22 protein-coding genes and 2 pseudogenes are annotated in these 13,206 nt (G+C 44.0%); 9 read left to right on the plus strand and 15 right to left on the minus strand.

Annotated features, from left to right (window positions below):
• Window positions 1-130: 130 nt before the first annotated feature.
• From RW092_RS19210 to RW092_RS19250, 9 genes and pseudogenes are all read left to right on the plus strand, one after another.
• Window positions 131-418: a transposase gene (locus RW092_RS19210; protein ID WP_010278079.1), complete on the plus strand. Its 288-nt coding sequence runs from the start codon at window positions 131-133 to the stop codon at window positions 416-418.
• A 75-nt stretch (window positions 419-493) separates the two neighbouring features.
• The gene (locus RW092_RS19215) at window positions 494-1,186 is read left to right on the plus strand and encodes an IS3 family transposase (protein WP_316010998.1); all 693 of its coding nucleotides are present in this window, start codon (window positions 494-496) and stop codon (window positions 1,184-1,186) included.
• Window positions 1,140-1,283 carry an IS3 family transposase gene (locus RW092_RS19220; protein WP_316011006.1) on the plus strand — a complete coding sequence of 48 codons (144 nt, stop codon included), beginning with the start codon at window positions 1,140-1,142 and terminating at the stop codon, window positions 1,281-1,283. Before RW092_RS19215 ends, RW092_RS19220 begins: the two co-directional genes overlap by 47 nt.
• Window positions 1,284-1,316: 33 nt before the next feature.
• Window positions 1,317-1,805 (plus strand): annotated as a pseudogene (locus RW092_RS19225) (DNA/RNA non-specific endonuclease); the annotation flags it as partial.
• Between the two features lie 331 nt (window positions 1,806-2,136).
• On the plus strand, window positions 2,137-2,340 hold the full coding sequence (locus RW092_RS19230; RefSeq protein WP_144872986.1) for a hypothetical protein: 204 nt from the start codon (window positions 2,137-2,139) through the stop codon (window positions 2,338-2,340).
• 79 nt (window positions 2,341-2,419) lie between these two features.
• Complete coding sequence (locus RW092_RS19235) at window positions 2,420-2,548, plus strand: hypothetical protein (RefSeq protein WP_316010999.1); 129 nt, start codon at window positions 2,420-2,422, stop codon at window positions 2,546-2,548.
• Between the two features lie 230 nt (window positions 2,549-2,778).
• Window positions 2,779-3,138 carry a hypothetical protein gene (locus tag RW092_RS19240; RefSeq protein WP_144872989.1) on the plus strand — a complete coding sequence of 120 codons (360 nt, stop codon included), beginning with the start codon at window positions 2,779-2,781 and terminating at the stop codon, window positions 3,136-3,138.
• Between the two features lie 161 nt (window positions 3,139-3,299).
• Window positions 3,300-3,878 carry a hypothetical protein gene (locus RW092_RS19245; protein WP_270406080.1) on the plus strand — a complete coding sequence of 193 codons (579 nt, stop codon included), beginning with the start codon at window positions 3,300-3,302 and terminating at the stop codon, window positions 3,876-3,878.
• A gap of 28 nt (window positions 3,879-3,906) precedes the next feature.
• On the plus strand, window positions 3,907-4,386 hold the full coding sequence (locus tag RW092_RS19250) for a WG repeat-containing protein (protein ID WP_316011000.1): 480 nt from the start codon (window positions 3,907-3,909) through the stop codon (window positions 4,384-4,386).
• An 87-nt stretch (window positions 4,387-4,473) separates the two neighbouring features.
• On the opposite strand, the pseudogene RW092_RS19255 reads toward RW092_RS19250, so the two are convergent.
• The 15 genes and pseudogenes from RW092_RS19255 to RW092_RS19320 all read right to left on the minus strand — a co-directional run bounded on the left by RW092_RS19255 (window position 4,474) and on the right by RW092_RS19320 (window position 12,805).
• Window positions 4,474-5,323, minus strand: a pseudogene (locus RW092_RS19255) (transposase family protein).
• Window positions 5,324-5,432: 109 nt separating this feature from the next.
• The gene (locus RW092_RS19260; RefSeq protein WP_144872999.1) at window positions 5,433-6,308 is read right to left on the minus strand and encodes a hypothetical protein; all 876 of its coding nucleotides are present in this window, start codon (window positions 6,306-6,308) and stop codon (window positions 5,433-5,435) included.
• 73 nt (window positions 6,309-6,381) lie between these two features.
• Window positions 6,382-6,672 (minus strand): stage V sporulation protein S, encoded by a 291-nt coding sequence (locus tag RW092_RS19265; RefSeq protein WP_144873002.1) that lies wholly within the window; start codon window positions 6,670-6,672, stop codon window positions 6,382-6,384.
• A complete protein-coding gene (locus RW092_RS19270) occupies window positions 6,672-6,836 on the minus strand; it encodes a hypothetical protein (RefSeq protein WP_186333000.1) in 165 nt (54 codons plus the stop codon). Before RW092_RS19270 ends, RW092_RS19265 begins: the two co-directional genes overlap by 1 nt.
• Complete coding sequence (locus RW092_RS19275) at window positions 6,833-7,321, minus strand: JAB domain-containing protein (RefSeq protein ID WP_316011002.1); 489 nt, start codon at window positions 7,319-7,321, stop codon at window positions 6,833-6,835. The genes RW092_RS19270 and RW092_RS19275 overlap by 4 nt, the downstream gene beginning before the upstream one ends.
• Before the next feature lie 136 nt (window positions 7,322-7,457).
• Window positions 7,458-7,817, minus strand: a complete 360-nt coding sequence (locus tag RW092_RS19280) for a hypothetical protein (protein WP_036715194.1) — start codon at window positions 7,815-7,817, stop codon at window positions 7,458-7,460.
• Between the two features lie 92 nt (window positions 7,818-7,909).
• A complete protein-coding gene (locus RW092_RS23875) occupies window positions 7,910-8,269 on the minus strand; it encodes a type II toxin-antitoxin system PemK/MazF family toxin (protein ID WP_081992807.1) in 360 nt (119 codons plus the stop codon).
• Window positions 8,241-8,396, minus strand: a complete 156-nt coding sequence (locus RW092_RS19285; RefSeq protein ID WP_156124741.1) for a hypothetical protein — start codon at window positions 8,394-8,396, stop codon at window positions 8,241-8,243. Before RW092_RS19285 ends, RW092_RS23875 begins: the two co-directional genes overlap by 29 nt.
• Window positions 8,397-8,469: 73 nt before the next feature.
• A complete protein-coding gene (locus RW092_RS19290; RefSeq protein WP_316011003.1) occupies window positions 8,470-9,351 on the minus strand; it encodes a hypothetical protein in 882 nt (293 codons plus the stop codon).
• An 18-nt stretch (window positions 9,352-9,369) separates the two neighbouring features.
• Window positions 9,370-10,050, minus strand: a complete 681-nt coding sequence (locus RW092_RS19295; protein WP_009226413.1) for a RecB family exonuclease — start codon at window positions 10,048-10,050, stop codon at window positions 9,370-9,372.
• Complete coding sequence (ssb, locus tag RW092_RS19300; protein ID WP_316011004.1) at window positions 10,050-10,478, minus strand: single-stranded DNA-binding protein; 429 nt, start codon at window positions 10,476-10,478, stop codon at window positions 10,050-10,052. Before ssb ends, RW092_RS19295 begins: the two co-directional genes overlap by 1 nt.
• Window positions 10,475-10,957 (minus strand): hypothetical protein, encoded by a 483-nt coding sequence (locus tag RW092_RS19305; protein WP_232282350.1) that lies wholly within the window; start codon window positions 10,955-10,957, stop codon window positions 10,475-10,477. Before RW092_RS19305 ends, ssb begins: the two co-directional genes overlap by 4 nt.
• Window positions 10,958-11,144: 187 nt before the next feature.
• Entirely contained in the window at window positions 11,145-11,471 is a 327-nt protein-coding gene (locus RW092_RS19310) for a hypothetical protein (RefSeq protein ID WP_020816499.1), read from the minus strand.
• Window positions 11,468-12,379 (minus strand): hypothetical protein, encoded by a 912-nt coding sequence (locus tag RW092_RS19315; protein ID WP_316011005.1) that lies wholly within the window; start codon window positions 12,377-12,379, stop codon window positions 11,468-11,470. Before RW092_RS19315 ends, RW092_RS19310 begins: the two co-directional genes overlap by 4 nt.
• A gap of 111 nt (window positions 12,380-12,490) precedes the next feature.
• The gene (locus RW092_RS19320; protein ID WP_036715201.1) at window positions 12,491-12,805 is read right to left on the minus strand and encodes a hypothetical protein; all 315 of its coding nucleotides are present in this window, start codon (window positions 12,803-12,805) and stop codon (window positions 12,491-12,493) included.
• Window positions 12,806-13,206 lie beyond the last annotated feature (401 nt).

Below are 13,206 nucleotides of genomic sequence, written 5' to 3' on the forward strand. Positions count from 1 at the left end.
GAGTGGCGCAGTTAGAATAATGATAAGCAAAATTTTACATGGAAATCAGGACTGCTGATGCTAGACTAAATAGTGGACACCGAGAATCGAGAATGCGACAATAAACCTAGCAAAATCGAGGTGTCCGAAGATGAGTCAGAAATATGACAAAGAGTTTAAAATCCAAACCGTAAAAATGATTCAGGAACAGGGGAAGCCGGTGGCGCAGGTCGCCCGAGAATTGGGCGTATCCGACAATACTCTGTACCGCTGGATCAACGAATTCAAACAGGATCCGGTCAATGCGTTTCGCGGCAGCGGCAACCTGAAAATCGAGGAAAAAACCCTTCTCGAAATGCAGAAACGAATCCGCCAACTCGAGATGGAGAACGAAATTTTAAAAAAGGCGATGCACATCTTCGCAAAAGACCGGAACTGATCTTTGCGTTTATCCACAAACACCGCTCCAAGTATCCGGTATCGGAGATGTGCAAGGTTTTGAACGTATCCCGGAGTGGTTATTATCAATGGACCAGGCGCCAGGAAAGCGAGCAAAAGAAACGTCGCCGAGAACTGGAACAACAGATTAGCCGTATCTTTGTGGACTCGCGTCGCCTGTACGGCAGCCCGAAGATCGCTCAAGTCTTGCCGCCAGCAAGGTGTTCGGGTACCCGAAAAAACGGTCGCCCGCATCATGAAGGAACTGGGGCTTAAGTCGCGCACCGTCAAGAAATACAAGGCGACGACGAACTCGAACCACAATCTGCCAGTGCATGACAATGTGCTGAACCAGCAGTTCAGGGCACAAGCTCCCAATCAAGTCTGGATGGCGGACATCACTTACGTTCCGACAGACGAGGGATGGCTCTATGTCGCGAGCGTGATGGACTTGTACACGCGCAAAATCGTAGGCTGGCACGCCGATGAGCGAATGACCAAGGAATTGGTCCTGCAAGCTCTGGATCAGGCTTACAACCGTCAACGGCCGAAAGGCGAAGTCCTGCATCATTCCGATCGCGGCAGCCAATACGCATCTCATGAGTACCAAAAACGGCTCTTGAAATACGGGATGAAATGCAGCATGAGCCGCAAGGGCAACTGCTATGACAATGCCTGCATCGAATCGTTCCACAGCGTGCTCAAAAAAGGAACTCGTCTATCTGGAGAAGTTCAGAACCCGCAAGGAAGCCCAAAGTCGGATTTTTGAATACATCGAGTTTTTCTACAACCGGAAACGCGTACATTCCGCTATCGGGTATCTTACACCTTTTCAATACGAACAAATGTACGGTAAAATTGCGTAATTTTCTCGATTCTGGCTGTCCAATCTATTGACAGAGGTCCATGTATTAGATGAAGGACATGTCATTGCCGATTCTCTTGGAGGGGTATCGAATGCTTATAACATTACTCCACAAGATAGTACGCTCAACCGACATGGTGATCAAGCTTATATGGAAGATGCGATACGCAAAGCAGGTGGAGCTACGAACTTTGAAGCGATTATCACCTACCCGAATACAGATACGCAGATTCCTTCAAGTTATCAGTATACTTATACGTTAAAAGGTAACGTGATAGTCGATAAATTTGATAAGGTTAACCCTGACGAGGTAAACGCATCACTTGGTTTGACAGGCAGTGATACTTCTAAGCCGAACAGTACAAACACAGAGGGTGATCTTTCAAAGGTTGATACAAATGGAAATGGAAAAGTAACGATTAAAGAAGCAAAAGCGGCAGGCTTCAAGATGCCTATAACGAGTGACCACTGGTTATACAAATATATGGATGATCGTGATGGTGACGGCATGGTTGGTGAGTAAGATTACTAATGGATACGAAAGTTAAACAAATATGACAGGAGAGCCACTCGCATGTTAGACCGAACCGATTGATAGATTTGGATAATTGTAGTAAAATTGGTCTAGGACATTTGACGTGGGATGGCAATGGATTTGGCGAAGAATACTGGTGACGACCATCGAATTGGAGCAGTTAAAGGACGGTCGCAAACGTACAATCCTAAAAACGACACTTGGGTAAAAAGGGACTCAGAGACAGGTAGGTTTTTAGATGCTAAGACTTCAGATAACAAGCCCTTTAAAGGCGTAAGGAAAGAAAAGTAGTTTAAATCACGTGTAAAGAGGTATTAATATGGGCTTTTGGGAAAAAGCAGGAAAATTTGCTAAGGCTACTGGCGACTACCTTGTGCAGAAACAGGAAGAAATGGAACGGACATATAGATCGAAGGCACGGAGCCTAACGGATGCTCAACTTTTACATGCGACAAGAAACGCTCAAAGTGATTTTGCTAAAAACATTGCAATTGAAGAAGCTCAAAGAAGAGGGTTGCTTTAAAGGTAATCTTTGAAAAGGAGAGAGTGGACAGTGGCAAAAGAAAAATGTGGGTATTGCGGAGGCAAGGGCAAAGTAGAGTGTGATTGCACCGGAGGACTTGGACGTAAAGGCGCAAACGATGACTGTTATGCTTGCGGTGGATCAGGAGTATCAATGTGTCCTGCATGTGAGGGAAGCGGCTACGAAAATGTCGACTAATGTCAAATAGCAGACAAGTATCTGAAATCACACTTAATATGGTGTGATTTTTCTATTTGCATATTGCTCACTTGTGGGGTTCCAGCAATGTATGTGCTCGATCTACCCACTCATCTCACTTGTCCATCCAAAGCGTACCAAGTAATATGGAAGATGCATATAGCATTTGTCGAAATAGAAGATTTGGTTTTATTAATTGGTCTGTTTCATAGACTGGAGTAACCACAAGGGGTGAAGCTCATGGCAGCTTTGATAATGCGATATCAAATTATTAACGGGGATGTAACTGTTGATTTTAACAGTTTCTGCGACAATGCAGCTATTTGTCAGGAAGAAATGATAGAGGATGGTTTTGATACAAGGAGCTATCAGGTAAATGATACGGAAGTTGCTCTTAATGAAATCAGATCCTTTATCAGAAGCTCATTAGAACAACTCAAGAATGGTAAGAAGGTTATCTTCACCGGAGAGAATGGAAGTCAACAAAAGTCATTTAGTGATCTGGACAGTTTCAAAGAATGGGTAAATGAATTCTTTAGTTTATCCAGATATCAGTTCATCAAGGCAAGAGTGGTCGACAAAGAGTTTAACGCTGAATAGTTGATAGTAAACAATGAAGATGGTGTCCAATAATTGGCATCATCTTTTCTCATTCTTGGGGTTTTCATTGTTTTGTGGGAGCGGCTTCTCCTTTCGGACTTATTTTAAGAGGTATAGATATTTGAGTAGATTCATCAATCATCTACTTGAAGGTAATAACAATGCTAAAGATTCAGGTAACGAACGGCGAAGGATCTAACATTATTGACCACTTCGAGTATGTCCCACCCGGCTCAATGGCTCTGGACTTGGTATCGACTGATGGAGGTATCAACTGGAGACCAGCCCTGTTCATCAAGACCGACAGCAGCATGCACGGCAGCTTCGGTTCGAACCCACAGATCACTATTCGAGTCGCCGCTTTTGCCCTCAATGATGTATATCTCTTTTGCCTAATGGTAAAGGTCGGACGCAACTCGTATTTTGAGTCATGGTTGAATTATCACGCTGAAGGGGGTATTGGAAAGGACTTCTTCGAGGGTCTTGCGAGTCACCTATACATCCCTGTAGTTTTCCTTGATGAAGGAACTAGCATCTCAGCAGCCTATGAAGTCAAGAATTCGATTCGATATGGATTTAAAGACTACGTAAAAGCTCTTGCAAACGTCAAGCCTTGGACGATGGCAGAGTTTGATGTAGCCAAGGCATTTTCCTTTAATATACTTCCTCCCCTACCTGAAATGTGGGGGATGTACGTCAAGCCACCTTGCTTGAATATTGCAGTCAGCGTCGATCTATAGATCCCTAACTCGAAGGAGGAAAATTCCTATGAACCATCCCAAGTATCCCGTCCACTCGTCCACCAAGTTCAAGCCAGGCATTACGGTCATCAGACAACTCCAAATCAACGAGTACAGCTTCGGTCAGGACTTCTACGGACTGATCGATGACCAAGGTAATGAGATCATTCCCTGCGAGTGCCAATACTTCATCCCAATGGGTGAAGGGTTGATCAAAGCCGAAGATCGACTCGGCAACGTTGGTATCCTCTATCAAGCCGGTAATTTCGTCGTTCCCTTCTCAAGGTGGTATCAATCGGTTGGAGCTTTCCATAATGATCGTGCCTTGGTCAGATCAGCCACCCTCCCCTTAGCTTACGGTTTCATCGACCGACAAGGAAATGAGGTCAGTCCACTCAAATATGCCAACGCGGGTTACTTCTGCAATGGTATAGCGGCGGTGCAGAAATTTGACGGTAAGAAGGGGGTGATCGACAAAACCGGAAAGTGGTTGACTCCCATCGAATAAGGTGATGCCGACTGTCAAGCGTCTGTGAAAATGTCACCATAACTCGTCAGAAAAAATGTCACTTCGTAAATTTTGGTAGCCGCCCGTTCAAGTGACTTGGACGGCTGTTGTTTTTGTGTTTTCCTGTTGTTGTTTTCTATTCCATGCCAACCTCCAAGGGTGGTTGGCGGCGGGTTTGCGTGGTTGCGCAGACTCCGCCTTTTTTTGTTTTGGTCGTGGGTTTGCGTACCGGCTTTTCCGTTTCTTTCAACGGAATCGCCTGACCTTTGTGCCAAACGAGCACTTCTCCAGAGAGCGTTTCACGCACCTCTACTGTTGTTCTAGCTTCAAACCGGAAGCTACAGGGTTTAGCAAACGTATAGATTATTTCGTTGTATGAGAGAGTATTCCCGTGTCCTAACTTTCGGTACTCGCGAATCGTGAACACATGATCAAGGTTGAGGTCTTTCGCCTGCGGTGTGATGGCCTTGATATGCTCGATATGTAGATCAGCCATCGCTTTACCAAAGTGGGAGAGCGGCTTGGTTTCGCCAGCCAATTCTTGCTCGACGGTGAGCTTTTCATTGAGCGAGCGGAAGATCGTATGACGATCACTGTACAGCCCGAGCGGTCTGCCGTACTTGCGAATACCTTGTTGCATGACCAGCGAGTAGCCCTCGCGACATTCGGATGGACGGAACACAGCGCCTACGACCGTGCCGGTTGCATCGTCGATGGCAGCGTGAAGGGTAGGAGACGGCGCCCGATCCTCCAGCCAGGCATACGGCGTCGCGTCAATCTGCCACAGCATCCCCGCTTGTGGTTTGCGTTCACGTGGTCGATGCCGAATCATTTGCCGAACGCCTAGTCCGAGTACTGTAGCCCCCTCCACATTCGTCATCCGTCCATCCAGAATCTTCTCCACCACTAAAACCTTTTTCATTTCTGCCTGTGTCAATGTCAATATCTCCTGTCTCATAGTGACATTATCTCGGAACAGTTACACCATGACATTATCACAGACGAATAACATCGTATGTTCGGTACATGCTGGTATGCTGATATCATTAAATCAGCGACCATTCCCCTCGCTTTGTCGAAGCAAATGAGTCATACATTTGAAGAACTTGGCGAATTTTTTCCTTCCAATGAGGATTCTGTTTACTACGATCTGACGCTTCAAGCTTCTCATAAATTTCAGAAAGCATCGCCTTACCGCCCAAACTTTCTAGAGCCGCCTGAACCAAATCCCTCCAAGTCGCCATCTTGCTATTTAACAAGTTTTTCGTTACTCGCTTAGTTAACGTTATTGGTATAGCCCAAATTTCACTTTTGCGAAAAATGAGCAGATGCTCATGGAGAATAGGAATAAACTGCGATCCGGCATATGACTTTCTCCCACTGGTTACCTGATGCTGTTCCTTGATTACATGTGCCTCCAAATCACCGTACCAGTTCATATCCTTGATAATGGAGTAGTATTTTCCGTTTTTCCTCATATCCCCAATTAGAAGAGCATGTCTTCCACCATTCAAAAGCGAATTAAAAATCTTTGAATTTACAATGTTTAGCTTCTGAATGAATTCTTCGTAGCTTTTGCACCGGGATAGGTCATCCGGATGAGGTTTGCCCCACATATTTCCGGAGTATACAACCATCGAATGATAAGGTGGATGTGAAAAGATGAGGTCGGCTCCAGTAGGAATATCGTCCGTTAGTGCATTCCATCCACCGAATTGAGGATTCAAATCCAAGTGAATTGAGCGGATACCTTTAGATTTAGCCACATCCGCTCCTGTACCACCACCGGCGAAAACTTCAACAAAGCGCTTTGGCTGGTAATAATCCAACAAATCGGCGATTAAATATCCTGAGCAGTTTCCTCGATATTTGCTGTTTCCGTATGGACCCCGGTTACGATATGAAACAATACTGCTGTTCATTCTCCATTCCCCTCTCATTTAAATGAAAAGAAACAGCTCCCTAGGAATTTAGAGAACTGCTTCTTTTATTGAATTATCTATTCTCTACGACTATTTTCATTCCGGCGACTTTCTCCCCCTTCGAATCTGCAACCATAAAAGAAGGGGTACAGACCATGTCCACATTATGCACAATTGATTTCTGAGCAATAGCTACAGCTTTCACAGCCTTACTGATGGCGTTATCTCCTACGGCTTGCAGTTCGATCACGCCACACTTGAGAATTACATTAGCGATTCGCTGGGCTGCGTCAACTGGATTGGCATGAGCAGAAACTCTGCAGATAGTAATCACTATGCCAAACACCTTCTCCCGGAGTTTCATTAGCTATTAGAAGCATTCATACTCACCTTTCCTTCCTTGCGCAAAGTTCTCAACGTAACTGTACTCAAAACTTCAGGAGGGGCAGCAAGTAACAATGCAGCTACCCACCGTTCCTTACCGTTCCGCTTCAAAAGCTCATTTAAAAAGCGATCCTTGGCTGTCATATCATACCCTGCTCCTTTAAAGAAACATATCCTTCCGTTCCGATAACAACATGATCCAGGACATCGATGCCAATTATTTCACCGGATTGTATTAGTCTTTCAGTCAATTTCTTATCTTCAGAACTAGGAGCAGGATCACCTGAAGGGTGATTATGCACACAAATAATGGATGCAGCTCCTTTAATGATTGCAGGTTTAAAGACTTCACGAGGATGCACGATCGCCGAATTCAATGTACCGATAGAGATAACCTCTTTAGACAAAATTCGGTTCTTTGTATTTAAAATAAGGATCATAAAGTGCTCCTTATCTAATCCAACTAAATCGGTAGCCACAGCCTGAAAAACATCGGCTGGTGTATGGATATAGTGATCTTTCTCCCCCTCCATTACTTTTCGAATCAGTTCAAGCAACTTCTCAGCCTGTTTGCGTCTTCTAGGTGGCAAAGCATTTAACTGAGATTCCATCACCATAAAATCTTTCATTTTTACTCCTTCCCGTTTACCCCGAGCCGCCTTACGGCGGTGTCGGAAATAAACACCGCCGTTTAACGCCGGGCGAGAGGCGAAATTATTTATAACTATCTCGAACCATAATTTACTCTGAGAACTAAAGATGCAATTAGACTTTTCTCGAATCGAAACGCTTCGTTTCTTTCAGCGTGCCATATTGAGACAACGCAGCTTCTTCCCAACCGAGCTTCTTAATGGAAGTAGCCGGAAGACTCAGGAACTCCCAAGCATTCTTTCCCTCTGCTGTAATCGCCACGGCTAATTCCTTTAAACCATCGGCTCCAAATTGCCAAGAAGTCGAAACACTGTATCCCCACAATTTATCTCCAGCTTGCAGTGGGCCATTATCATCCACATAAGCCTTCAAGTTCACTTTCATTTGCTTCAACGCCGCTTCAGTACGTTCAATTTCCAAAGCCAGTTCAATCGCCTTTTCTTCGGTCAACTGTTCAATTAATGCAGTTGTCATATACAACACTCTCCTCATTTTTTGTCCGCTCAATAAAAGAAAAAGACGAACAAATCCCAGGAGGGAATCATTCGTCTTTAAAATCCGGGAGGTCAATTAAATATCAACCTTGATACATCCAATACACTTTTTAAATCAGTGCATTGCAATGTCCCTATCTTCACTTTTAAGAATGCCTTATGGAGAGAAGTTAGCTTAGATGCACGTATACACGAGGCGCGATCTAAACCAGCATCTCTCCAGTAATTTATAATAACATCGTAATCATTTCGCGGCCGCGCACTGGTGATTGGAGCTAAAATGATTACATCATCCGATTCATTCAGCTCATCGTTTGAAATGATGACGACCGGTCTCATTTTATATTGAGTTGGATCTTCATAGTACGAAAACTTGGCCACCCAAATATCTCCACGACAATACCTAATCCCGATACTTCTCGTCATAAACATCGTCCTCGGTATTTTCAAACCACCACTCGTAACCCGGACCTAAAACAGTGACATCCTTTGGAATAAAATCCGTTTTCTTAGCAACATTGTCCGTATTCTTCACTTCTTGCTTTTCCTCCTTGTTCATGACGATCCTCCTTCCATTCAGTCTTTGCTCTTATTGTAACCAAACGGAAGGGGAACATCAATGATCAGATATTTTAGATATGGCAATCCACAACGACCAGATAGTGGTCAGGATTAGAGGTTTTGATAAACGTTTCATAGTACGATCTATTGAAATTCCGGGCTTCTTCTGAGGATTCGGAACCCATACCAAACCAGCCCATATCCCCTTTAGCATGCCACTCACCATTCGGTGTAATCACCGCATAGGTAGAAAAGCTCAGCACTTCACGAATATAAGATTGCTTATCTCCGTATCTTTCGAGGACGTATTCTGGACGGTAAAGGCTTCTTCCGGCCATCATCTCTTCCCAAGCCTCAGTCGCCTCGGCCGCCATGATTTGAATATCTGGTGCAAGAGCTGCGGGTACTTGGTACCCTTCAATCTCAACCGTCATACCTTTATGCTCGGTTTGCTCAATAAAGAAAATGTCCTTGATCCGAGCAGCATCAGCCCGTTTTCCTGACTTCAGCAAAAGCGAACCTGACCATCTGCCACCAATGGAATACCAGTCCCATTTAGCATTAGGATTCTCCCAGTAGCCGTACTTTCCTGTTTCTTCATCACGTGATGTGTACCCTACGTATTCGACCATGAAATCATCAAAAGAAGGATACACTTCCGTATATCGAATCTGAACTCGTTTTAAGTGACCCGGCACTTCATATCCGATTACACTGCCACTTGGAGTTACTTTTCTGAATACCTTATCATATGGCGATACGATACGCCCGTCTTCCAATTGAATTCGTTCTAAAGACTCATTTTCATAAATCTTGCGGTACTCTTCTTCAACATCATGGAACTCCAGATACTCTTTTGGACAATCTCCCATGTTGTTTTCTTGATAAGGAGCCAACAAATCCTCAACTTTATCCAACGACTCTGTAATCACCGCAACTGTAAAATGACTCATTTATCTCATCCTCTCAACTTAATTTTTCGAATTTTGATAACACTCCAGCACAAACGGACAATGCTTACATTGGCTGCCTGGAGTAGGCGGAAACAAAGAAGAAGCCATATCCGGGAATGATTCCAGACAAGACTTCTTCATTTCAATTTCTTCCGCCAAACCACGCGCCCATTCTCTAGCTTCATTGGCATCAGACTCGTTATATACAAACGATTCTGCTTTCCTGAAGCGTAGAAAGTACAATGTCCCCATGACTTGCCGGAGTCCTCTCATTTTCATAATTGCCCAAGCATATAATGCAAGCTGCCTTGTATCATTTGCTCGGTACGGCCGCCAATTCGATTTCCAATCCCAAAATCGTTCCTCTTCCAGAAGATCAATGTAGCCTTGAAGTTGAATACCGTCTCCAAGTGGAAGTACAAAATGAACTTCCGTTTGTCCCCTGACTTCCGGAGCACGCTGCACCAATGAAGCAATCTCTTCATAAGTCACTTCGGGATGAAAATCTGATTCAATAATTGCCTCTATAATGGCTTCATGCTCAGATACTCCATTGATCTTTAGCTCAATCGCTTTATGAACTGCTTTTCCAAGAGCTAGTGGTTTAGTAACTGGCTCTTTTTTACCTAAAATGTACTTTTGGTAAAATCGATAAGGGCAAGTTTCATAAAGCGAGAGCCGGGAATAAGAGTACAGCATTAGAATGGCAAATCGTCATCAGAGATGTTCCATCCATCTCCGGCTGAATTGGTCCCTTTATTATTTGTCGAATTTTGACGATCGCCGGTTTGAGAAGTCCCGTTAGATGTGTTAGTAAGGAATTGAACATACTGTCCAACTACCTCCGTTACATATACACGGCGCCCTTCATTGTTCTCATAGTTGCGAACCTGAATTCGTCCTGTAACTGCAACCTGGTGGCCTTTCTTCACATAGTTAGCTACATTTTCAGCGACTGCCTTCCAGACCACAATAGGAATGAAGTCCGCTTCTCGTTCTCCATTTTGATTCGTAAAGGGACGATCTACAGCCAATGTGAATTGTGCCACTGCTACACCAGAAGGTGTATAACGTAACTCAGGGTCCTTTGTCAGTCTTCCAATTAATACTGCTTGGTTCAAGCTCATTTTTTATCCTCCGTCTTCACGCCTGCCCTTTCAGGTTCAGGACTTACAGATTTAAAATTGCAAACAAATCTTTCCGCGTCTTCCGTCCACTTAGGACGTACTGAACAAGAATAAATTTGGAGCACATCGTCCAATAAGGGAGCTTCAATTTCTTTCTCGCGTTGTCGGATACGCTCAATGTACTTTTGATATTTAAAGTTCTTTATCCCGATGATCAGCCAGAGATAAGCACCTTGCCGTTCTGTTTCCAGAAACTCATTCCACTGCTCCCAAAGAAGATCCATAGAGCGCATGTAATAGGCAAAATCTCTTTCTCTCATCAGCTTCCAATTAGGCTCTTTGCCTCCTGTGTGTTGCCTCAATAACTTTCGTTGATTTCGGCTGAGTCGTTCAGCTGGATGCACAATTTTCCGCTTACGATATCTCTGCCGCACCTGTTCTTCCGGAACTCCCTCCAAAAGAGAAATAAAGCGAAGCACTCCCCCACTCTCCCCACAAAACCAGCATTTGAACACCTGGTCTTTGGTGTTAAGAGAAAGGTAGTATCTTCGCTTTTTTCCCGGTTTAGAATCCTCATGGCAAAATGGACATTTACAGAGAACTTCCTCCCTCGATTGTGAGGAAGGCTTAATAATGAGTCCGTTCTGGTCTGCAACGTCCAGAATGTCAGGAAGCATGGTCGATCACTGCCCTTAATTGTTCTTCTTGGCTGGGAGGAAGTTGTATCTGCTCCCACTCCGACGAAAGAACAATTTTGCGCGTAACCGTGTGAATCTGCTTTTTAGGTTCCCACCACTGCCAACGCTCGTAAACTTCCGCAGCCATTTGAACATGCTTGCATTGCTTGTGTCCGAAATGACATGCAGGGCAGTCATGCGTAATAATCAAATCGTTGTAATGAGGCTCCACTTTCACGAGATACACGCCATTTTGCTTACTGGATGGGAACGCACAGATTAGTGCCTTCCCATCCGTAAAGGTTGTCAGACTCATGCAGCTTCACCCACTAACTGAATCGATTTCACAATTTTGAATCCATTGCTCATTTCAAAATCAAGTTTAAATTGCATGTTATTTGAAATCGCATTGACCTGATCAAGCGTTTCAGCTGTATTGGCAAGCACAATGGATTCTTCACCCGTCCCTACATTGACTACTTTCAACTTGGCGAATGTTACTCCGCCCGGAGAGGTTCCTGTTGCCATATCCAGCATCTTGTATACTTCTCCCGAGTTCTTTGGATTCGAGTTTGAAGGCTTTCCACCCGAATTGTTTTTCTTACCTTTACTTTCAGTAGTCTTAGGATCAGAACTGGATGCAGTGCTATCAGAAGACAACTTTTTCGGAACTTGATTATTCGTTTGAGCAAGCTCACCCACTTCAATCCGTTCTGCACCTTCAATGGTTTCAATCTCACTTTCGTCCATCATTCCAAGGCCGGATAGTGACAGCGTTACCCGCCGCTTCGCTTTTGTTTCTGCTTTCATAATGGCATTGGCAAGTTCATCTGCTGTCAAAGGGAGAATATTTCCTGTAGGGACTTTGCATCTACGCATCTCGTCCCAGATTTTCTCCTCTTTCATTAAGGAAACAGCACCTATGGATTCATCAGCACGACCGTCTTGAGTCGTTCCACGAGCTGTCACACAGTAAACATCACCAATGCGTTCACGGCTGGTTATTGTGATACTGATCTTATGAATTTTACGAAGCTGATCCGTAGCATCGCGCTTAGCATAAAGCACTAGCTTTCCATCCAGTTGCAGATAATCAAACGGCTTGGTGAGGGGATTAAGTCCAACGCTCTCACAAACTTTCGTGTAGTAGATCAAACGTTCCTCAGGTTTCAATGAAGAAAGATCACCTTGAACTACTACCTTTTCCATAATCGACAAATCCATTTTTAAACCTCCACCGTCAATTGACGCCTGTGCTATTTATACCCGCACAGAAAGGTAAAATAAAAAAACGTCCTTTCTCTTTGAGAGAAATAACGTTCATTCACATTTTTATTATTCAAGCGTATAGGTCTTCACAAGCTCATCCAGATCAGTCCAGATTTGTCGAAGCCTCACCTTGAGCATTCCTTCTGATTCAATGCAGGCATCATCCAATAGCGAAAGAGCCTCCTCAAGCATCCCCCTTACTCGTTCAAAAGCTTCTGCTTCTTCCTGAATAAGACTTTGCTCTAAAGGGCTATGCTTATTTCTGGATTTCTCCCACATTAGCTTGAGCTTAGTCCACTCACTCTCATTGGGAAGAACCGGGTTATAATGTGAAACTGATGAATCTTGACGTTTGTCCTTTTTGAACCAGTGTTTAAACATGCTTCGATCACCCTTTCATTTTTTTGAAAATAAAAAAGCCGATTTCTACACGGACGAATCCATGCAAAAATCGGCTTTAATTCATTATCAATACTTTAAATTACACATGCGGGTGCGGTTTAACCTTTATCAGAGCCTTTCGGTACTCTTCTTCCCTTGTTCTCAGCACAGGAGATTTCGGGGGGTAATGACTTTATCCTACTTTAATCCTCAGCTATAAAGCTTTGTAGGGGAGGTACAGCACTTATCGCCTATACAGGCAACTCTTGTCTCCGGCAAACGGGAGTGTAGAGGTAAAGATAATTACAGGAATATTATAGCATTGTGATTTTTAAAATGCAATCATACGCGATCACTCAGTTAAAATGTTACTAAAGAGGCATCGGTTCACTCACATCGAA

The organism is Paenibacillus sp. 3LSP (genome assembly GCF_032465655.1).
Lineage (GTDB): Bacteria > Bacillota > Bacilli > Paenibacillales > Paenibacillaceae > Fontibacillus > Fontibacillus barengoltzii.